The sequence below is a fragment of the uncultured Muribaculum sp. genome (assembly GCF_910583865.1).
Classification (GTDB): Bacteria; Bacteroidota; Bacteroidia; order Bacteroidales; family Muribaculaceae; genus Muribaculum.
Genome location: NZ_CAJTYX010000023.1, coordinates 1 through 19972, shown reverse-complemented (window position 1 = coordinate 19972; position 19972 = coordinate 1). Strand labels below are relative to the sequence as shown.

The 19972-nt window shown below is 50.5% G+C and carries 15 protein-coding genes; 6 read left to right on the top strand and 9 right to left on the bottom strand.

Features of this window, described 5'->3' with window-relative positions:
* Positions 1 to 111 precede the first annotated feature (111 nt).
* Positions 112 to 606 carry a hypothetical protein gene (locus tag QZ303_RS06680; RefSeq protein ID WP_295730881.1) on the top strand — a complete coding sequence of 165 codons (495 nt, stop codon included), beginning with the start codon at positions 112 to 114 and terminating at the stop codon, positions 604 to 606.
* Between the two features lie 122 nt (positions 607 to 728).
* Here QZ303_RS06680 and QZ303_RS06675 read toward each other — a convergent pair whose 3' ends face one another.
* Genes QZ303_RS06675 through QZ303_RS06665 form a run of 3 tightly spaced genes read right to left on the bottom strand, consistent with a single transcriptional unit; the run spans position 729 to position 4860 of the window.
* Positions 729 to 1538, bottom strand: coding sequence for a thiopeptide-type bacteriocin biosynthesis protein (locus QZ303_RS06675; RefSeq protein WP_295730879.1), 810 nt, complete (start codon positions 1536 to 1538; stop codon positions 729 to 731).
* 9 nt (positions 1539 to 1547) lie between these two features.
* Positions 1548 to 3692: a lantibiotic dehydratase family protein gene (locus tag QZ303_RS06670; protein ID WP_295730877.1), complete on the bottom strand. Its 2145-nt coding sequence runs from the start codon at positions 3690 to 3692 to the stop codon at positions 1548 to 1550.
* Complete coding sequence (locus tag QZ303_RS06665) at positions 3679 to 4860, bottom strand: lanthionine synthetase LanC family protein (protein WP_295730875.1); 1182 nt, start codon at positions 4858 to 4860, stop codon at positions 3679 to 3681. The genes QZ303_RS06670 and QZ303_RS06665 overlap by 14 nt, the downstream gene beginning before the upstream one ends.
* 99 nt (positions 4861 to 4959) lie before the next feature.
* Between QZ303_RS06665 and QZ303_RS06660 the strand changes: the two genes are divergently transcribed.
* The gene (locus QZ303_RS06660) at positions 4960 to 5547 is read left to right on the top strand and encodes a hypothetical protein (RefSeq protein WP_295730872.1); all 588 of its coding nucleotides are present in this window, start codon (positions 4960 to 4962) and stop codon (positions 5545 to 5547) included.
* 47 nt (positions 5548 to 5594) lie between these two features.
* On the opposite strand, the gene QZ303_RS06655 is transcribed toward QZ303_RS06660, so the two are convergent.
* From QZ303_RS06655 to carB, 4 genes are all read right to left on the bottom strand, one after another.
* Positions 5595 to 7172 (bottom strand): carboxypeptidase-like regulatory domain-containing protein, encoded by a 1578-nt coding sequence (locus QZ303_RS06655; RefSeq protein ID WP_295730869.1) that lies wholly within the window; start codon positions 7170 to 7172, stop codon positions 5595 to 5597.
* Positions 7173 to 7905: 733 nt separating this feature from the next.
* Positions 7906 to 9546, bottom strand: coding sequence for a hypothetical protein (locus QZ303_RS06650; protein WP_295730867.1), 1641 nt, complete (start codon positions 9544 to 9546; stop codon positions 7906 to 7908).
* A 57-nt stretch (positions 9547 to 9603) separates the two neighbouring features.
* Complete coding sequence (locus QZ303_RS06645) at positions 9604 to 11163, bottom strand: hypothetical protein (RefSeq protein WP_295730865.1); 1560 nt, start codon at positions 11161 to 11163, stop codon at positions 9604 to 9606.
* A gap of 327 nt (positions 11164 to 11490) precedes the next feature.
* Positions 11491 to 14715: a carbamoyl-phosphate synthase (glutamine-hydrolyzing) large subunit gene (carB, locus tag QZ303_RS06640; protein ID WP_295730926.1), complete on the bottom strand. Its 3225-nt coding sequence runs from the start codon at positions 14713 to 14715 to the stop codon at positions 11491 to 11493.
* 323 nt (positions 14716 to 15038) lie between these two features.
* On the opposite strand from carB, the gene QZ303_RS06635 reads away from it, so the two are divergent.
* From QZ303_RS06635 to QZ303_RS06620, 4 genes are all read left to right on the top strand, one after another.
* Entirely contained in the window at positions 15039 to 15194 is a 156-nt protein-coding gene (locus QZ303_RS06635) for a hypothetical protein (RefSeq protein ID WP_295730863.1), read from the top strand.
* Positions 15195 to 15240: 46 nt separating this feature from the next.
* Positions 15241 to 15495 carry a DUF5053 domain-containing protein gene (locus QZ303_RS06630; RefSeq protein WP_295730861.1) on the top strand — a complete coding sequence of 85 codons (255 nt, stop codon included), beginning with the start codon at positions 15241 to 15243 and terminating at the stop codon, positions 15493 to 15495.
* An 89-nt stretch (positions 15496 to 15584) separates the two neighbouring features.
* The gene (locus QZ303_RS06625) at positions 15585 to 15869 is read left to right on the top strand and encodes a hypothetical protein (RefSeq protein WP_295730859.1); all 285 of its coding nucleotides are present in this window, start codon (positions 15585 to 15587) and stop codon (positions 15867 to 15869) included.
* 1150 nt (positions 15870 to 17019) lie between these two features.
* Positions 17020 to 17433 (top strand): hypothetical protein, encoded by a 414-nt coding sequence (locus tag QZ303_RS06620; RefSeq protein ID WP_295730857.1) that lies wholly within the window; start codon positions 17020 to 17022, stop codon positions 17431 to 17433.
* 64 nt (positions 17434 to 17497) lie between these two features.
* Here the strand turns inward: QZ303_RS06620 and QZ303_RS06615 are convergent, their stop codons facing one another.
* Together QZ303_RS06615 and QZ303_RS06610 are read right to left on the bottom strand one after the other, a co-directional pair.
* Positions 17498 to 17953 carry a hypothetical protein gene (locus QZ303_RS06615; RefSeq protein ID WP_295730855.1) on the bottom strand — a complete coding sequence of 152 codons (456 nt, stop codon included), beginning with the start codon at positions 17951 to 17953 and terminating at the stop codon, positions 17498 to 17500.
* A 377-nt stretch (positions 17954 to 18330) separates the two neighbouring features.
* A complete protein-coding gene (locus tag QZ303_RS06610; protein WP_295730852.1) occupies positions 18331 to 19689 on the bottom strand; it encodes a hypothetical protein in 1359 nt (452 codons plus the stop codon).
* Between the last annotated feature and the right edge of the window lie 283 nt (positions 19690 to 19972).

The following is a 19972-nucleotide window of genomic DNA, read 5'->3' as shown; positions in this document are numbered from 1 at the left end:
AACTTTGGAGAATGAAAATATTAATCACGTATAGTGGAAATCGAAATGAATAGAACAATTTTAGTTTCACATGCGTTATGTGGATATGTTAAATCTTATAATTTCAAACTTATGAAAAAGAAGATTAAAACTTCCGATCTCAATCTATCTCCTAAACCGGTAGGCAGTTCCGGATTAACCGGAGAAAGTAATGCTGGTAAAAAACCGGGAGCAGATACTAAAGCCATTACGGTGAGGCCTACTGATCAAGATAAATGCTTGGAAACTTTCGCATGTCCAAGTACGATGGATTGTCCTATGACTGAAAGGGGATGTGAAACCGGCAAAGTATGTTATGAGACCGGAAATAAATGTATTGACACCGAATATTGCATACCATACACTAGAAATGTTGTTGAGTGTGTTACACGTAAAGAATGTGATACAGTTGCGTGTACTGAAACGACTCCGGAGAGTCCATGTGTTGAAACGCAAGTAAAAACAGTCTGCGTAACACCCCCACTACAAACCAATGCATGTGGATTAGAGACTGCAAGTTATTTTACATGCGGTTGTGAGACTAACGATGCTTCATGTGAGGAGACCTCAGAAAATTGTGAAGATTAACTGTGATATATTCTCGCACCACTATAGAGTTTACCTATGACAATCGGCCCGAGTGTTCTTCTCGGGCCGATATTGGTTTAGGCATTAAATGCTTCGACTTATTTCAGTTATGGCATGTATGATTACGACTTTTTATTACGGGCAATTATGGAGTTGTAATGTTTTGAGAGGAAATAGTAGGCGGTGGCTTCGCATAGACGTTGGTCTGAGCGGAACAGGCGGTTGCAGTGCATGTGGATAAGTGATGATGTGCATTCGGGGTACGTCCGTAGGATATCAGTGTATACTTGCTGCAACTCTTTGGAGAGCGTGGACTTGGTCATGTCAGGAGTCAGCCAATCATTGATCTTGCTGCGATATTCGCGATACTTTCCGTTAAGGAACTTTGTGGCATCGTCGCCCATGCCGGAATAGCGCAGGTTGTCTCGTGCGGCTTGGGCGACAAACTCCAGTTTTTCTTCAACAGAAGATTTATACATGTCAAGAATGCCGTCGATGAATGTGATAGCCCGTCTCCATAGGGTATCTTCGGTATATTCACCTTTTAAAATGCGGCACGTCTCGCGCGAGTCGATGTGGAAGAATCTCTCGCAGTTCGCGATGTCGGATGCGCCGTACCTGTCGAGTTCCCGCACGTAGGTGTCATACACGACCTTGTCGATACATGATGCCGCCGGATGTCGGCGCAGGATCTCTTTTATTGCCGTAATGACCTTTCCGAGGTCACTGTCGGGATTCGGGATGTGCACACGCAGACGAATATGGAACTGCGGGTCGGTATAGCGGATGAAAAACCAACGGTCGATTATCCCCTCCCGTTCCAAACGGGTCATCGGGCGCAGAAGCGACGCGATCAACGAGTCTGCCCGACCGACGGGCAGATATATCTTGGCATATAGCCATTCTTCTCCGGGTATGAACTTCTGTTTCATGACAATACGTTATTCGGTCTTTACGAACGGGAGGATGCACTCGTTTATCGGGATACTGGGTGCCGGCGCGATGAACTCCTCGACCCACACCTCGCGCCGTTGGCGCACGGCATCCAGGAGGGACGACAGGGCGACATCGGCGGCCGTGTCGATCCATAGGCAATTGTCGCCCTCGCGGAAAAGCAGGATGGAGGGGCATCCTTTTTCGCGGAGCATCCCGCGCAATCCCTCGATATCGGCGTTGCCTTTGCTTTTGTAGGTGCTGACACTGATTTTCCACTTCTCGGGAGAAAGGATTGCCTTTTTGTAGGTAAGGCGAGGAAGATGTGAGAAAATATTTTCAAGGCTTCCCCATGTAAACACGTTGGTGAGCCGGTTCCCCTGCGACTGGAGGTCGCCGAGGAACTGATAGAGCGTATCGCTGTTGTAATGATGGTTGTGGGCCGAGGCTATGCGCGGCACTACGTATTTCTTCATTTTCTTGGAATACAGCCGTATCCTGCCATTCTCGATATGTATCCAAAGGTCGGAGAGGGGGATTGTGTCTACTACGTTGCCGCAAGGCGACAAATATCCAATGGCACAGCTGTGCCACGCTTTGCGGTGCAGTACGTTGACCGAACGGCTGTTGGGTATGTGGGATATCTCGCCGACGACCTCATCATTTCCGATGGCCCGGCTCTCCCGTGCGCCGATTTCATCGCAAAGGCTGTCGATTGCGGCGCAGCCGTCGGAGAAACGCGCCAACAGATTTAGTGCGCTCGGACCGCAGAACCGGAGTTCAGACACCTCGAACTCGCTGTTCCCGTCGCCGATTACTTGAAACATGGCGTTGAACGACCTGCCGAGATTCATGTCGGGTATGCCGTGCGTCGCATCGGGCTTGAAGTATCGGTCGAGGGCTATGGTGTGATGGTCGTAATCGCGCGATTCTATGGCATTGAGCAGGGTACGTTGCACCGTCGATAAGGTGAATGTGGATTGCGGTCTGTAATTGTTCCCTCCGACCAATCCCCGGAACATACCGTATCGGTCGGTCTGCCTGATATCGCCATAGCCTATCCCCGTTTCTTCATCGAGCACTTTTATCAACTGTTGAGGGGAATTCTCATACCGGGTCTCATAGCGGCTGCGGAACTGCGACAATGCGTATGGCGTGCCGCCGGAGGAGAGGCTCTGGTTGAGATATAGCAGCTCGGTGATATGCCCGATTGTTTCACGCGATATTGAGAAGCTGTTGTCGGATTTGATTGATGAATCACACTGCACTATCGGTGCATCCGCTTTATGGAGCTGCTTCACCCATTCCCGCTGCTTGAATTCCTCGATGAGACTGACCGTATTCTCCGGCTTTCCATTGATTCCTGTAATTAAGCCGGTGCATTCTTTCAGTTGATCCGTTACTTCCGTCAGACCGGCTTTCTCACCTATTATAGTTAATGTAGGTAGATATGCTCCCTTGTCAAGAATCCGAGGGGTTAGCTGTGACGATATGATTCCGTTTCCTATTAGCTGCAGGAGATAGTTGTCGAAGCTATCCCGGTCAATCTCGAATTCAGCGCTTATCGTGGAGTACAGTTCCTTGTATGAAGCGGTCTTTTTCAGTCCCTTGGCCACCGCTTTCAGTATGGACGTTCTCTTGACCGTGAAACTGCGGGTCACGCCGTTGAGCGGACGAGCCATGTAGCGGTACTCTTTTCCCGACTCGAACAGCGTAGGATTCAATCGGAGCACAAGATGGGGAAGCGCTTCTTTCCGGATGAGTTTCCGAGCCGTTTTTTCGAGGAATGCCGTCTCGATGGCAAAATGGCTATCCATCGGCAGGATGTCGGGGCGCTCCAGTTGCGTGGTGTCTCCGATACGGAATGTGCCTACTGCTGCGAATCGTCCGAACGGTGTGCACCGCGTGGCCGCACGCGACAGATACTTGTAGAGCGACTTTGCCATTTTTGGATATCCCTTGGCGCTTGTCGTTACCCGGCGGTGGAACTCTGCCGAGGCATGGTAAAGGCTTCCGAGGAATATTTCGGAACGGCAAAGCATATCATATCTCCCTTTGTCGCGCATGGCTTCGGTCAGCATGGAGTATGACAGCAACGGCATGCGTATGCAGCCCCTGTCGAGCGGTGTATAGCCGTGTTTAGATTCTTTCATAGAGAAGAAGTTTGTCTAAGATGGAATAATCGTCGAGGTGAGCCAAGGCTATTCCGGCATATCCGTTGAGTATGCTGTATTGCTTGCTGTAGGTTTTCGATATCGGGTCGTAGCAGAGCCGGTCGAGGGGTAGGGCGAGGATATAATCTTTCCAATAGTCGGCGGCCAGACGGAGCGGCCCATTGTCGGGTTGCCGTCGGGAGAAATGGCGGAAAAACGCGTAGATGCCTGCCGCGCCGTGGCACACGCATGCGTCGCGTACGTAGGTGTGCTCCGGGCAGCGTCGCGTGGTTTGGGCGAGCACCAAAGGCTCGATGCGTGCGGCGAGCGATGCATTGCCTGTGGTTACGGCCACCATCGAGAGGGTGGCGAGTATCCCGAGATCGCCGTAGCACCATGCCAGACGGCTGAATCGCCCCTGCTCGTCGGCTGATTTGTAGTAAGATGGAAATGCGCTGCGGTATTTTGTGAAGTCGATCCGTTGTGCGAGTATTGTGCGTGTCAGCGCCTCGATTATCTCCTTGGCTTTCTTATCCACTGTAGCAGGAAGTATGTGTCGGGCATAAATCTGTGCCAATACATTGGCTATGCCGCTCAGTCCGTGCGACATCGATATGTTGCGCTCCTCTTGTGAGAAGTCTTTTTTCATCCTGCACCATGCGTATTCTGCGCCGTCGTCGCCCGTGGTCTTTACAAGGGCTTTTTCGAGCGAGTTGACATATGCGGCGAGCGCTTCGCGTGCACTTTCCCGTGCCATGTCGCTCCGCTTGGTGAAATAGAGTGCGATGCCGGTGGAGCCATGGAGCAGATCGAAATTGCCTTGCTCGATAAATGCAGCCATTGCTCTTGAAAGGTAGGCATCGAAGTCGCCGAGAGCATCCGAATCGAGTTCGATGAAACCTTTATCGGCCAAAAGCATCAGCCCTATCCCTGTCCCGGCTAATCCGTTGCAATAGGTAGCCATCATGCGATGATGGTGAATTTCATTCAATGTCTTGTCAAGAAGCCTTTCGGCATCATATTGCGGTAGCCCGAACTGCCGGTTGAGCATGAACAATGCGAGCGTTTCGCCGAAATCGCCGCCCAACAGACCGCTCCCGCACTCGCGTCTATCTTTGTGCTCTTTCGTCAGCTCTGTCCTTAAATATTCGAGCAATTTCTGTTGCATAAATTGAATATTTGTCGATTTTATTGTTAAATTGAATAAAATCAAAACAAACTCCGCGCTCGAAATGTTTAATTGGCATAACTGCTAAAACAACGCTATATGAAAAAGAAAATCAAGTCATCAGATCTCAACCTCTCGCCCAAGTCGGTAGGTGAGTCTAATTCAGAGACCTTACAAAATCAAGGTACAATCGATCAGACCTTTAAATGTGGTCATACCAGCTTGTGTAGAGAAACGGACTATTGTGATGCAACGTATAATTGCAATGTTACATTTGCCGCATGTCACACAAAAGCCGGTGCATGTCAATCTTTCCGTAACTGTCCCATGACTTATGGAAATTGTGAGACCGGGAATGATTGTTTTCAAACTGGGAGTGACTGTATTGAAACTGAATATTGTCAATATATAACCCAACAGGTCGAATGTCTGACGCAAAATTGTGGAGAACAGACTGTAGACATTCCTTGCGTTGCTACCAAGAAAGATGTATGTGCACTGACGGAAGAAAAACTGTGCGTGGAAACATATCGCAATTGTGTTATTACAAATGCCGATGGATGCGAAAAGCCGAATCTTACAGTAATCGCATGTCCTGACACTACCAATAATGCATGTATGGAAACTAATGGATGTGATTCTTCAGATACATCATGCGAAGAGACATCTAAGGAATGTGAAGATTGATGCAATTTAGTATTACGTCAACTAATCGGTATGTAGCATTGGCAATGCTACATACCGATTAGTATTTGATGGGACTTTAAACCTTCGATATAAACTGAAATATCCGACGAATTTATAAATGCCGGTAAGGATAATTGAATTTCGTGAGATAAGTCAATAGATGGAATCCAATATATGATTGCTCCGGATTGATTGACTTCGAAATTATTATTTAAGTCATATTTATGGATATAGAATTGGCAGGGCTTCTGGTAGCCGAGGGGCATTATCGCATGGAACTCGGGCGAGAGGGTGTGTTTTAATTTGCCGGGATTCTTGGTGGTGATGTTTAATACCCCGGCACTATGTCTATATGTAGCTCCCTCACGGAGTGCACCTTTGCTGAAAAACATTGCGAGATATGGCGGGAAGAAAGCTATGGATTCGTTGTCACGGAACGGATACATTTCCTCGAGGTCTACGATTCTTAGTTTGTTGGTGAGGAGTCCTGTATCGTACATGTCGCTGTCGTCCAATGCCATTCTTCCGAGGGTTGCAGCATAATTCGATAGATTTGTCGCGCCGGACGACCACACATTGTCGCCGCCGTTATCGTCCGGTGTTGCACATCCGAGATAGCGTCCATCCACCCATACGTCTACAGGTTTCGTGTGGTACATCAGGCGGTCGTTGATCACGTTGACACCGGGGATGTGGGTGACGGCGTCCTCGTAGGTGCGGATGGACTCGTCCTGTCCGGGGCGGATGTAGACTGAGGCGAGGAAGTCGATGGCGTTGGTGGCATCGCGATTGCGCATGCCGCGCACCACCACTTCTTTCAACGTGATCTGCATCCCTTGGGGCGATGCGTTGAGGCGCGCCACATAGTCATCCCAGCCCTCGTCGTCGGAGGCGGGAGCGGGGAGGGTCGAGATAAACGATTCGTCCTCGGGGAGCGAAGTGATGGCGGGGAATGAGTCGAAATCGGGGTGGATGTTTTCTTCGAGTTTGCCCTTTGCATTCATGGCGCTGACCACGAGCCATGTCGAGTCGGGCCATTCAAGTCCGGTGATGGAGAAGCGTCCGAGGGAGTCGGTTGTGGCGGAAGCTCCGTCGGCCATGCGCGGGGCGAGGACGTTGGCGGTGACTCCGGCGAGCGGCTTGCCGCGCCACTTTGAGCGGATCACGCCGTCGAGCTGCGCGCCGATTTCGATTGGGAAGGCGAGGGAGTCGGCCATGTCGCCACGGATGGCTGCGGGGATGTCGTAGCGCGTCCACCCTTGAGTGAGCATAAGCGCGTCGGCGGCGGGAACTGCCTCATGGGCGGGGGCGCGGAGATACCATGCGGCGTCCTCCACGTGTCCGCGCAGGTCGCTCTGTAGTAGCAGTTGGGAAGCTATGGTTGTCAAGGTATCGGGTGTGCCTATCCGCTTGTCGACGACGGCCACTGCCACGTCGGCTCCGCCCTCCACCGCTGGAATCACTATGACCCCGCGCGCCGTGTCGACCCTGCACTCGACCCGCGTCACCGCCCCGACCCGGGTCGCTGTTACCCCGGCCTGCGTCGCTGTCTCGGTCTGCGTCGCCGCCCATCCCGGCATTAGCGCGAAAACAAACGAAATTGTAGCACAAATTACCTTTTTCATACCTTTCCGATAATATCATTTATGATTGATGTGCAAGATACCTACAAATTGACATTTTTGCAAGTTCCTTAACAATATTTAGTGCGTCTGCACGCCTATGTGATGCCTTGGTGGCTGTTTGCCTGCGGTAGCTGCCCATGGTGTATTGCCTGCGGTGTCCCATGGCCGTCCCGGCCTGCCATGCGCCGATGTCTCCCCTTCCCCCAGGTTTCGCTAACGCTACACCAAGGGCTAACCAAACCCTCGCCACTCCGTGGCTTCGTCAATGCCCATAGTCTATGTCAATGATGATTTGTGTCGATCTTTGTGTCTGCATCCCTCTGTCGCGCATCCTGTCGCATCGTGTTTGCATCCTCCTGTCGTACTATGTCTACATAATTTTGTCTCACCGTGTCTGCATCTCCTGTTGTGTTGTGTCTGCATCATCCAGTCGTAGGGATGCACCCCCGGTGCATCCGAAATCCCCCGATTCCCTGTCCGCTATCCCCTTCTATTTGGGTCAGAGGTCAGTGGGTTCAGGGAGCCACGGAGTGGCGAGGGTCTGGTTAGCCCCTGGTGTAGCGTTAGCGGAACCTGGGGTAGGGGACGCGGTTAGCCCGGGATGGGTGTGGCGCAGCATGGGAAAGCCAACACACCGCCGTGTCCGCTTCCCATCGAGAACTCCATGTATCGCTGCGGATGCACCGGGGGTGCATCCCTACGGATGGGCGATTTGCGCAAACCGGTGATTATGTTATTTGCTCAGGGAAATGGCGTTGCCTGACGTTGTGACGCCTTCAACGGTTATGGCCATGTCGGATGCGGTGCGTCCCGACGGCAGCGGTATCACGGTCTCAGCCGACAGGTCGGCTGACGGAATCCATGCCACGGTAGCACCGCTCTGTCCGTCGGCCTCGACATCATATGCCGCCCGGTAGAATTGGTGAGGAGGTTGGTAGCCGAGGGGCTTTATCAGCTTGAATTCGATGGGGAGCTTGCGGTGGAACTTGCCGGGATTCTTGGTGGTGATGCTTAGGATGCCGCCCGTTTTGTCGAGGATGTTGCCGCCTCCGGGCTGGAAAAGCACCGAGAGATGGGGCGGAATGTAGGAGACCGACGCGTTGTCGAGATATGGATACATAGCCTCGAGGTCGGTCAGTGTCACGCGGTGATGCGACAGCATGTTGTGGGAAGAGAGATTCTCGTGAGAGGGGGATGATGTGGATGATATACCCATTCCGCCTCCGCTTAACGCGCTCTTGGCCATGTTTGCAGAATATAGACCGATGCCTTTATATCCGATTGTTCGATTGGGTGATCTTGTGTCTACATTCGTACCTCTTTGTGAATGCATGGCTTTGCTGCTTCCGCTATTCATCCATCCGGAATTGTTACGACCCATAAGGCCGCGCATCTCTTTATCGGAGTCGGTGTAATAACCGATGTATCGACCGTCTACCCAAATGCTTACGGGGAGACGATTGTGCATCAGGACATTCTCGATTACAGCGACACCGGGGACGTTGGCCACGGCATCGGCGTAGGATTGGATGCTTTCGTCCTCGCCGGGGCGGACAGTCTTGTAGGCGAGGCGTTCGACTATGTTTTCGCCCCGGCTGTGGCTTTTGCCGCGCACAACAACCTCCTGTAGGGCGACATGCATACCTTGTGGCGAGCGGCTGAGGCGAGCCTTGAAGCCGTCGGCATCATCAATGTCTTTTGATTCGACAAACGTCGACAATGCATAGACGGGCAGAGGACTGATTTCCGGATAGGTGTCGAAGTCGGGATAGATGTTTTCCTCAAAGACGCCTTTTTTATTGACTGCGCCGATTACGAAGTAGGTCGAGTCTGGCCATTCGAGCCCTTTTATGCTGAAGCGGCCGAGGGAATCGGTGGTGGCGGAAGCTCCGTCGGCCATGCGCGGGGCGAGGACGTTGGCGGTGACTCCTGCCAATGGTTTGCCGCGCCATTTTGAGCGGATCACGCCGTCGAGCTGGGCGCCGATCTCGATGGGGAAGGCGAGGGAGTCGGCCATGTCGCCACGGATGGCTGCGGGGATGTCGTAGCGCGTCCACCCCTGGGTGAGCATGAGGGCATCGGCGGCGGGAACTGCCTCATGGACGGGAGCGCGCAGGTACCATGCGGCGTCCTCCACGTGTCCGCGCAGGTCGCTTTGGAGCAGGAGCTGGGAAGCTATGGTGGTCAAGGTGTCGGGCGTGCCTATCCGCTTGTCGACGACGGCCACCGCCACGTCGGCCCCGTCCTCCACCGCCGGAATCACTATGACCCCGCGCGCCGTGTCGACCCGGCACTCGATTCGCGTCACCGCCGCCCCGCCGGCCTCCGCCGCTGCGAATATCCCCGCGATAATAGCAAAGAATGCCTTTTTCATGCCTTTACGATAATATCGTTTATGATTGATGTACAATATACCTACAAATTGACACTTTTACTTGCTCAGGGAAATGGTGTTGCCGGACGTTGTGACGCCTTCAACGGTTATGGCCATGTCGGATGCGGTGCGTCCGGACGGGATTTCTGCCACGGTCTCAGCCGACAAGTCGGCTGACGGAATCCATGCCACCGTAGCACCGCTATGTCCGTCGGCTTCGCCGTCGACGGCATATGCCGCACGGTAAAACTGCCGTGGCTTCTGATAGCCGAGGGGCATCACGGCATGGAACTCGGGCGAGAGGGTGTGTTTTAATTTGCCGGGATGTTTGGTTGTGATATTAAGGATTCCGGCACTGTATATATACGGTGTGGCGGCACTGCGGGCGCCTTGTGGAAAAAGCATAGATAGATGGGGTGGAAAATATGATATGGATTCATTATCAAGGAATGGATACATGCTTTCGAGTAACGATACATTTAATTGGTTGGTGAATAGGCCTACATCATATGAATTATCTTCGGGTTTTATAGGTGTCCCTGTTTGTGGCGTTTCAAGCATTCCTGTTGGGATGCCTGATTTTTGCCGATTTTTGCGGATTTGTACGTTCAGACGGAGTTCTCGTGCACTGATTCGTTGCATTTCAGGGGGAGCGCAACCTATGTAACGTCCATCGACCCAAATCATAACCGGGGCTTGATGATACATTATCCCATCGTTGATCACGTTGACTCCGGGGATGTGGGTGACTGCATCCTCGTAGGTGCGGATGGTCTCATCCTGGCCGGGGCGGATATAGACTGAGGCGAGGAAGTCGATGGCATTTGTGGCATCGCAATTGCGCATGCCGCGTACCACTACTTCTTTCAGCGTGATCTGCATCCCTTGTGGCGATGCGTTGAGCCGCGCCACGTAGTCATCCCATCCCTCGTCGTCGGATGCCGGTATCGGGATGGTCGAAATGGATGATTCATCCTCGGGGACTATGGCTATTGCCGGAAAGGTGTCGAATTCCGGATGAATGTTCTCCTCCAATTTCCCTTTGGAGTTCATTGCGCTGACCACTAAGACGGTCGAGTCCGGCCATTCGAGTCCTTTTATGCTGAAGCGGCCGAGGGAATCGGTGGTGGCGGAAGCGCCGTCGGCCATGCGCGGGGCGAGGACGTTGGCGGTGACGCCGGCGAGCGGCTTGCCGCGCCACTTTGAGCGGATCACACCGTCGAGCTGCGCGCCGATCTCCACTGGGTAGGCGAGCGAGTCGGCGATTTCGCCTCGGATGGCGGCGGGGATGTCGTAGCGCGTCCACCCCTGGGTGAGCATCAGCGCGTCGGCTGCGGGGGCCGTCTCGTGGCCCGGAGCGCGCAGATACCATGCGGCGTCCTCGACGTGTCCGCGCAGGTCGCTCTGGAGCAGGAGCTGGGAAGCTATGGTAGTCAAGGTATCAGGCCTGCCTATCCGCTTGTCGATGACGGCCACCGCCACGTCGGCGCCGCCCTCCACCGCCGGAATCACGATGACCCGTCGCGCCGTGTCGACCCGCACGTCGACCCTCGTCACCACCCCTGCCTCCGTGAGCGCGAAAACAAGCGTTAATATAGCAAAGAATACCTTTTTCATGCCTCTCCGAGATGAATTTTATCGTTTATTCCGCAAGATAACGACAATTTCACATCAATACAAATGCGTTAACAAAATTTATGGGTGCATTCCTACGGATGGATACCGACATGCGTCGAAAAACGGAGTTAATCGACGCAAATTTGCGGTGAAAATTTGGCGTTTTCACCGCATACGTGTAAAAAAAGCAGACCCATAGGTCACGGAGACAAATAATCCGCAGAGATAGTATATGCAGAGAGACCACATAGGAAATATTCAGCCTCTGTGGTCTCCGTGCATTCCGTGCGTCTTAACTCCCCGTGCGGTCAGGCACAGAGGTGACGATCAGTATTCCTTCCAGGGAGTGATGGAGATCGACTCCATGGGGCGGTTGATGAACGCCTTGACATATGCCCCGGCCAGACGTGCGTTGGTCAGCAGGGGTATGTTGTGGTCGATGGCCCAGCGGCGTATGCGGTAGCCGTTGGTAAGCTCGCGCTTGGTATGGTTCTTGGGGATGTTGATCACCAGGTCCACCTTGTGGGAGGCAATGAGATCGAGCACGTTCTCGGTGGAATTGGTGGCCTTCTCGTCGGGCCATCCCACGGCCTGGGTGGCTATGCCGTTGTTGTTGAGGAAGCGCGCCGTGCCTTCGGTGGCGTAGATCTTGTAGCCGCTGTCGAACAGGGCACGGCATGCATCGAGCATGTCGACCTTGCCGCGCACGTCGCCCGAGCTTACGAGCACTCCGCCCTTGGGAACGTGATGGCCCACGGAGAGCATGGCGTTGAGCAGCGCCTCGTCGAAGTCCTTGCCGAGGCATCCCACCTCGCCGGTCGACGACATGTCGACGCCGAGCACGGGGTCGGCCTTGTGGAGGCGTGCGAAGGAGAACTGCGAGGCCTTCACGCCGATGTAGTCGATGTCGAAGGTAGACGAATCCTGCTTCTCCACCTTCTCGCCGAGCATGATGCGCGTGGCGGTCTCGATGAAGTTCTTTTTGAGCACCTTGCTGACGAACGGGAACGAGCGCGATGCGCGGAGGTTGCATTCTATCACCTTCACGTCGTTGTCCTTGGCCAGATACTGTATGTTGAAGGGCCCGGAGATGTTAAGCTCCTTGGCGATCTTGGCCGAGATGCGCTTGATGCGGCGCGCCGTGGCCATGTAGATCTTCTGCGCGGGGAACACGAGGGTGGCATCGCCCGAATGCACGCCGGCAAACTCGATATGCTCCGAGATAGCATACTCCACGATCTCGCCGTTGCGCGCCACGGCGTCGAATTCGATCTCCTTGGCGTTCTGGAGGAACTGCGAGATGACCACCGGGAACTCCTTCGACACCTTGGCGGCCTGTCCGAGGAAGCGGTGCATCTGCTCGTAGTCGTAGCATACGTTCATGGCGGCGCCCGACAGAACGTAGCTCGGACGGATGAGCACGGGGAATCCCACCTCCTCGACAAACGAGTCGATGTCGTCCTGCGTGGTAAGCTCCTTCCATCGCGGCTGGTCGATGCCGAGCTGGTCGAGCATGGCCGAGAACTTGTGGCGGTTTTCAGCGCGGTCAATCGACACCGGCGACGTGCCGAGGATGGGCACGTGGCGGCGGTAGAGCTTCATGGCCAGATTGTTGGGTATCTGGCCGCCTACGCTCACAATCACTCCGCGCGGTGTCTCCAGGTCGATGATGTCCATCACGCGCTCAAACGACAGCTCGTCGAAGTAGAGGCGGTCGCACATATCGTAGTCGGTCGACACGGTCTCGGGGTTGTAGTTGATCATGATAGAGCGGTAGCCGAGCTTGCGGCACGTGTTGGCGGCATTAACGGAGCACCAGTCGAACTCCACCGAGCTGCCTATGCGGTAGGCTCCCGAGCCGAGCACTACTATGTTGTTGCCCGGGTTCATGTCGTAGGGTATGGCATGCTCCTCAGCCCCGTATGTCACGTAGAGGTAGTTGGTGAGGTCGGGATATTCCGATGCCACGGTGTTGATGCGGCGCACCTTGGGGAGCACGTCGAGGCTCTTGCGGTGGGCGCGCACGCGCAGCACCTCGGTCTCCATCGTGCCGCCGGGGTTCTCGACGAGACGCGCTATCTGGAAGTCGCTGAAGCCGAGACGCTTCGCTTCGGCGAGCACATCCTTGGGGAGGTCCTCGATCTTATTGTAGTTGGCCAGCAGGTGGCTGTATTTCACGATGTTGTGCAGACGGTCGATGAACCACCGGTCGATCTTCGTCAGGTCGGCTATGCGCTCCACCGTCCATCCCTCTTCGAGGGCCTGCGCGATGGCGAAGATACGCATGTCGGTGGGGTGGGTGAGGGCCTTCTCCAGGTCGTCGAAGCGGATGTCGTTGTTGCCCACGAATCCGTGCATACCCTGGCCGATCATGCGCAGCCCTTTCTGGATGATCTCCTCGAATGACTTGCCTATCGACATGATCTCGCCCACCGATTTCATCGACGAGCCGATCTCGCGGTCGACGCCTACAAATTTGGTGAGGTCCCAGCGCGGAATCTTCACGATCATGTAGTCGACGCTCGGGGCCACGTAGGCCGAGTTGGGCGTGCCCATCTCTCCGATCTGGTCGAGCGTGTAGCCCAGCGCGAGCTTGGCGGCGACGAATGCCAGCGGATAGCCCGAGGCCTTCGAGGCAAGGGCCGACGAGCGCGACAGGCGCGCGTTGATCTCGATGATGCGGTAGTCGTTGGTCTCGGCGTTGAAGGCATACTGGATGTTGCATTCACCCACGATGCCGATGTGGCGTACCGTGCGGATGGCGATATCCTCCAGCATCTTGATCTGCTCCTTGGTGAGGCTCGCGATGGGGGCCACCACGATCGACTCACCGGTGTGTATGCCCAGCGGATCGAAGTTCTCCATCGGCACTACGGTGAAGCAGTGGTCGTTGGCGTCGCGTATCACCTCAAACTCGATCTCCTTCCAACCCTTCAGCGACTCCTCGACAAGGATCTGGCGCGAGTAGGCCAGCGCGCTCTCGCAGTGGAGGGCAAACTCCTCGTCGTTTGTGCAGATGCCGGAGCCGAGTCCGCCCAGGGCGTAGCCCGAGCGTACCATCACCGGGAAGCCTATTTCGTGGGCCACGCGCTTGGCATCATCGATGCTCTCCACGGCCTCGCTGACGGGCGTCTTTACGTCAATCTCCTTGAGTTTCTTCACGAAAAGGTCGCGGTCCTCGGTTATCATGATCGCCTCGACAGATGTGCCGAGCACCTTCACGCCGTACTTGTCGAGCACTCCGCTCAGATACAGCTCCGTGCCGCAGTTGAGGGCCGTCTGGCCTCCGAAGGCGAGGAGGATGCCGTCCGGACGCTCCTTCTTGATTACTTCCTCTACGAAATAGGGCGTAATCGGCAGGAAATACACCTGGTCGGCTACGCCCTCTGACGTCTGGATCGTTGCGATGTTGGGATTGATGAGAACGCTCGAAATACCCTCTTCTCTCAGCGCCTTGAGGGCCTGGGAACCGGAGTAGTCGAATTCGCCCGCCTGCCCTATCTTGAGGGCGCCCGAGCCTAATAGCAGTACCTTTTTCATATATAAAGAGATTCCTTGTGATGCACTTTGTCGCATGGTGGAGTGTACGCTTGCCCGCGCCATTGAAGATACCTGCATACTTCGGCATCGGCATTCCGGTCCGGGCATGTAGCTGCATTTCCACCTCCGCAAAGTTACGATAATTCACACGTTTCCGCAATCCATCCCCTAACTTTAATTCCCCAATAAATAGCAGTTTGGTAAAGTTTCTTAGTCGAGCCGCTTTTAACTCTCAGTCAAAAAATACGAATTTTTGTAATCTTTTTTGTCTGTATATTCGTTTAATACGAAAATTCGTAGTAGCTTTGTGTTGTCAAATTAAACAAGTAATCACAATGGGACAACGAGAGAAAGAAACAATCAAACTGACAGAAAAAGAGGAGGAACTGATAAGAGCCATCCGTAACTATCAAAAAAGTTTCCCAAACGGATATCCACAGCTGCTCTACTACATTCAGCAACTCGTCGACGAACTGACAGATCTCCCTTGACAAACCGATTTCTCCCATGAGTGGGAAAGCCTAAAAATAAAACGATATGGAAACAGTCATTCAAGCAAAAACACTCATTCCGGACGTAAAAGCAAAGATGTCCGATATTCTCGTAGCCATCTCCTGGCGCGAGATTGCAAGAACTTATTTCGGTAAGTCGAGTTCGTGGCTGTACCACAAACTCGACGGTATAGATGGTAATGGCGGTTCCGGAGGTTTTACCACGGAGGAAGCCCTTCAATTAAAGGGCGCTCTGTGTGACTTGTCAGACCGCATCCGTCGGGCTGCCGACAGTCTCTGACATTGCCTTGTTTAATTTGACAACGTCCGTCAAGGCCGGACACTGCCCACGGTGTAATGCCGTGGGCTTTTATAAATTCAGATGTGAATATGGAAAATGTATCTACAATTCGCCAAGACAATACCGATTTGTTGGTATGTAAATGTGGTGATGTATCCCATCAATGTTATATTGGCTACAATAACGGAGACAACGAGGCCTATCTGGAAGTTCATCTTGTACGGGAGACTAATATTTTCAAAAGAATAGCTATTGCTTTCAAGTATGTATTCGGAGCCCGCTCTATTTATGGAGATTTTGATGAGATAATACTTAGCCCCTATGATGCGCCAAAACTTCAAGCCTTGGTCGATCATCTAAATGCACATAAATAATTATGGCGCTGTTCTGTTTGTGTTCCGGCTAAAACTGGAAAATCCCTGCAACTTGTAGAGTTGCAGGGATTTAACCCTCAAAGGGTCGGGGTGAGAAGCCCCGAACAAATATCTTTGTAAGTTCCTTTGATTCAGATAATCTTGCGAGCCACTTTAATTTTGCTCAACAATTTCACTCAACATTTGAGGAATCTTAATCAAGTCAAAGAGCCTTGTTTGTGGGTGCAAAAGTAAGAAAGTGAAACTAAAAATACAAGTGTCATCAAGCAAAATTTTAGAGAGATAGGTAAATATTTTTTTGAATTTATTTCTAACGAAAGTGAAACAGATTGATTAACACAGAGATACTCAACATTTATGTGTTTTCTTTGAACTAAAGAATCTGTGAAGAAAGTTGAATTTAGTGATTATTAAAAGAGTACGCATCGGCAGAATCGTCACATTTACAATGCAATATGTTTTAAAAAATAAAAATGGCAGGGTGGGTGTTATCATAGTTTCGCTATCTGTGTGTATAGTCGGCCCAATTTTTCCCAATCTGTTTTTTTATGAATCAAAATCAATCTGAAATTTTGGTATCGCGGATAACAAAATGCGGTGGTTGTTTCACTTTTAAGGCAAAATATTGTTATTGGCAAGTAGTATTGAAATTTGGTTCAGAAGTTGGGACAGCTCAAAAACATGCTGTCGCATATAAAGACCAAATATTTTATCAATATATTCAAACTTCTGAGGATTTCATTTCATAGTCTTCGACGTAGGGGTTAAGGAAACATAGCCCCCTATATTGAAATAATGATATTTTCAGAAAATAAAAAAGTAAAGATATTTGCCAAGATGCTGATTGAATCTTTTGGCTACACATTTCAGGTCCCAAGTCGTGAAATCGCAAAAGAGTTGCAGTCAGTATCGTATCAGACCGCAAGGCGTTATTTGGCATTGTTAGTGACTGACGGCTATCTGAGCCGCGAAATGACATCGCGGAAACACGGTGTACGATATATGTTTAACCGGTATAAAATCTCTAAGTTGCTTGGTGATTGAGCAACACCACCTAACTTTGTTAGGTGGATTATATAGTCTATCAAAGAGTAGTAACATTATGTCATTGGTTACTATCATATAATAGTAACACATACATTGATCAGGTATGGATAACGATTATATTTTATGCTCAGTTTTAACACCACAAGAGTACACTATACTAAAGTTGGCAATGGACGTTAGGGTTAAACTAAAAAATAAGAGTAGAAAAGAAGAACCGTTGTTTACTCTTCAACAGAACTATATAGCCAGCCTATTCCATTTTTCGCCCAACACGGTAGTAAAGGCTATTGACAAACTATGTGGAGTAGGTGTGCTGAAAGAAATCTCAAACAAATATGGAGAGTGCTCTACATATGCTTTTGTCCCCAGCAAATATCAGAATCTACTAAAGAAAGCCCAAAAGAAAGATATATTACTGCGCACCGGAAGAAATAAGGTATGCCAGAATGTATCGGCAGAGAAAGTGTTGTCCTATATTGTCGGTAAAAGCATAGTTAAAGCCTCAAATATGCAGTAAGTTTTTAATACGCCGATAAAGCAAACCCACAATGACGATTTGCTGATTCATTGTGGGTTTATTGCTATTTTCTGAAGAATCCTTTATAACTATCCCAATCGTAATAAAAAGGCGTTGATTTGAAAGGCGTACCCATACTTTGATATTTGGTGTATTCAATTCTCAATGCCTGCATATGTTGAGGTGATATTGGTTTATAGAATGAGTCGCCAATTATCATAGCACTAAGTTGTTCATAACTATCTGGTCGAGGGGGATATGACAAACTTTCTATGTATTCGTCTAATTCCCTCAAAGCTTCCTCTCTTCGGCGTTGTTCATAATTATAATACCAAACACCAGCGATTGTCAAAATGATTAGAAGAATCATAATGATAATACGTTTGGCTTTTCGTGATAGCTTCTTTTTACGATTGGGACAACCACAATAAGGACATTTTTTAGCCTTATCGCTTATCTCTTTGTTACATTCGGAACATTGTATAAGAGCCATTATATCATTAGCCTTTACAATTTCCAATCGGGCGGTTATGGTTGCACAAAAGGCGTGGAAACTGTTAGCTAAACTATTTCGGAGGCTCTGGACTGCCTGACACTTTCGGATAGCAACAGCCCACGCCCCGATATTGCATATTGGGAATATACAACCGAGAGCGTAAGCATATCGCAAAATCTTCAAGTGTCGTGAAAGTGTCCAGTTTTCCGAAATAAGATATTGCTAAACGCCTACAATTTATAATTGCCTTTCACTCTTGAAAGACGCTGCAAAGTTACTGAAATTTGTTGAAACTCCGGCATAATCAACGCAATAAAACGTCACATAGCCATATCCGAGGTGTATATAATTGGCTATGTGACGTTCGCAGTCCAGAGCAAATATTAATTCGCGGATTGTGTTTAGGCTACAATTCCGTTATAATAATGTTTTTCTATCATTTCAACACTCGTTCCAGCCCTTTGCGCAATTTCAAAAGCAGTCAATTCCTTTGCGTTGACAGCGTGGGTTATAGCCGTATGGCGAAAATCATATAGCGAGAGGTCGGTTACGGTAAATCCTAAAACAGCAGCAACCTTTTTAAGAAAGGCATTTATGCGGCTTTCAGTTCCTTTCTTTTTGGTGTCCCAAGCGTGAAACTGATTAGTTATATCCCAACAAGTTTCATTCATCGGGAGAGGGAGTATATAGCCACCCTTACTTTTGCCGTTATAACGGTCTACAATTGCTTTTGCCTTGTTGTTTAGGGTAATGTTGACGTAGCGGTTGGATTGCCTATTGCGTAGCTTGTGAGGATTGTAAACTATCTGATTTGTTTCGGCATCGTAGTGTTCACGATTTTTCCAACTTATAACATCGGCTGGCCGTGCGAGAGTATAGTACATGAGTAGAACTAAATCTTTGTAGAGTTGTGCCAGCCGGATATTGCGTTTATTGCCGTTTGTAATGAGCGTTGATACGTCAAAATCCTCAAAAGCTTCAAGTTCACTGCTTGACAGCATTGTTACTTGCTGGCCTTTCGCATACAGCTTTTCTTTGGCTGTTGAGGTCGGTTTGACCATAGGCTTAGGCATTGATTTTCGGAATCTGTATGTTAGATTGATTGAATACCCGAAACGTTCGTTTGCTTTGTTTACAACAGCTTTGAATGTTGTCATCAGGTTTTTATAACCACATCCTTTATGCTCTGCAATAATCCATTGGCCAAAGGCTACGAAATGAGCGTTGGATAACTCTGAGAGCGGAGTGTCATACAGAGTTTTACCATTGTAAACAGCAGGGGTAAATGTCATCACAATCTTGCTTTTGAAAGCGCCTTTTCGGTTTTCGCCTTTCAATATGTTGTGGAGGGTGTTGTAGAGTTCAGTATTAGAGGAAACATCAGCCGCTTTCATTTCCATTACTATATGAGCTACAAATTCCCCCAGTGTGATTTGTTTCTTTGCTTGAATCTGAACCCCGTTGGTGTATAGCTCTTTTAGTTGTGCTGCGCTTTCAACATTGCAGGATTCAATGATTGTGTTGAGCGTTTCCAGCAAAGATTTTACTATCTGATTGTTCGCCGGAGCGTCCTCGCCTGCAATAAACAGCCCTTGTTTTTCATTCCAGCTTGATTTATCATAGGCTGGATTGGTGAGGCCGTCAACGGTGATATAGCCACGTTTGCCTTTGTTTGCCCCATCGGTCGGGGTACATTCTACCATTAGACGGCCTTTGCGATTTTGGCCGTTGGTGGTTAATCTTAGTTTGAAATTTGCCATTGTTATTTGTCTTTATGGCAATTCGCTTTGACTAAGATTTTACTCAACATCTTTACTCAACATTTCGGACGAATTGTTGAGCGTTTGTTGAGTGTAATGTGTGTTTCAGTTTCAAAAATGGGATTAGCGAATTTGTGTAGAATCCATTGAAACTATTTGAGACACACTCAATTGCAGGTAAAAATCAAAGTAGGTTTTACAGACTATCGAATCTGAAAAACCTACTTTAGTCGGGGTGAGAAGACTCGAACTTCCGACCTCCACGTCCCGAACGTGGCGCGCT

What these genes read in the sequence shown, in the direction of transcription:
- QZ303_RS06680 (WP_295730881.1), top strand. Translation starts at nt 112, where the DNA reads ATGAAAAAGAAGATTAAAACTTCCGATCTCAATCTATCTCCTAAACCG.
- QZ303_RS06675 (WP_295730879.1), bottom strand. Translation starts at nt 1,538, where the DNA reads ATGAAACAGAAGTTCATACCCGGAGAAGAATGGCTATATGCCAAGATA.
- QZ303_RS06670 (WP_295730877.1), bottom strand. Translation starts at nt 3,692, where the DNA reads ATGAAAGAATCTAAACACGGCTATACACCGCTCGACAGGGGCTGCATA.
- QZ303_RS06665 (WP_295730875.1), bottom strand. Translation starts at nt 4,860, where the DNA reads ATGCAACAGAAATTGCTCGAATATTTAAGGACAGAGCTGACGAAAGAG.
- QZ303_RS06660 (WP_295730872.1), top strand. Translation starts at nt 4,960, where the DNA reads ATGAAAAAGAAAATCAAGTCATCAGATCTCAACCTCTCGCCCAAGTCG.
- QZ303_RS06655 (WP_295730869.1), bottom strand. Translation starts at nt 7,172, where the DNA reads ATGAAAAAGGTAATTTGTGCTACAATTTCGTTTGTTTTCGCGCTAATG.
- QZ303_RS06650 (WP_295730867.1), bottom strand. Translation starts at nt 9,546, where the DNA reads ATGAAAAAGGCATTCTTTGCTATTATCGCGGGGATATTCGCAGCGGCG.
- QZ303_RS06645 (WP_295730865.1), bottom strand. Translation starts at nt 11,163, where the DNA reads ATGAAAAAGGTATTCTTTGCTATATTAACGCTTGTTTTCGCGCTCACG.
- QZ303_RS06635 (WP_295730863.1), top strand. Translation starts at nt 15,039, where the DNA reads ATGGGACAACGAGAGAAAGAAACAATCAAACTGACAGAAAAAGAGGAG.
- QZ303_RS06630 (WP_295730861.1), top strand. Translation starts at nt 15,241, where the DNA reads ATGGAAACAGTCATTCAAGCAAAAACACTCATTCCGGACGTAAAAGCA.
- QZ303_RS06625 (WP_295730859.1), top strand. Translation starts at nt 15,585, where the DNA reads ATGGAAAATGTATCTACAATTCGCCAAGACAATACCGATTTGTTGGTA.
- QZ303_RS06620 (WP_295730857.1), top strand. Translation starts at nt 17,020, where the DNA reads ATGGATAACGATTATATTTTATGCTCAGTTTTAACACCACAAGAGTAC.
- QZ303_RS06610 (WP_295730852.1), bottom strand. Translation starts at nt 19,689, where the DNA reads ATGGCAAATTTCAAACTAAGATTAACCACCAACGGCCAAAATCGCAAA.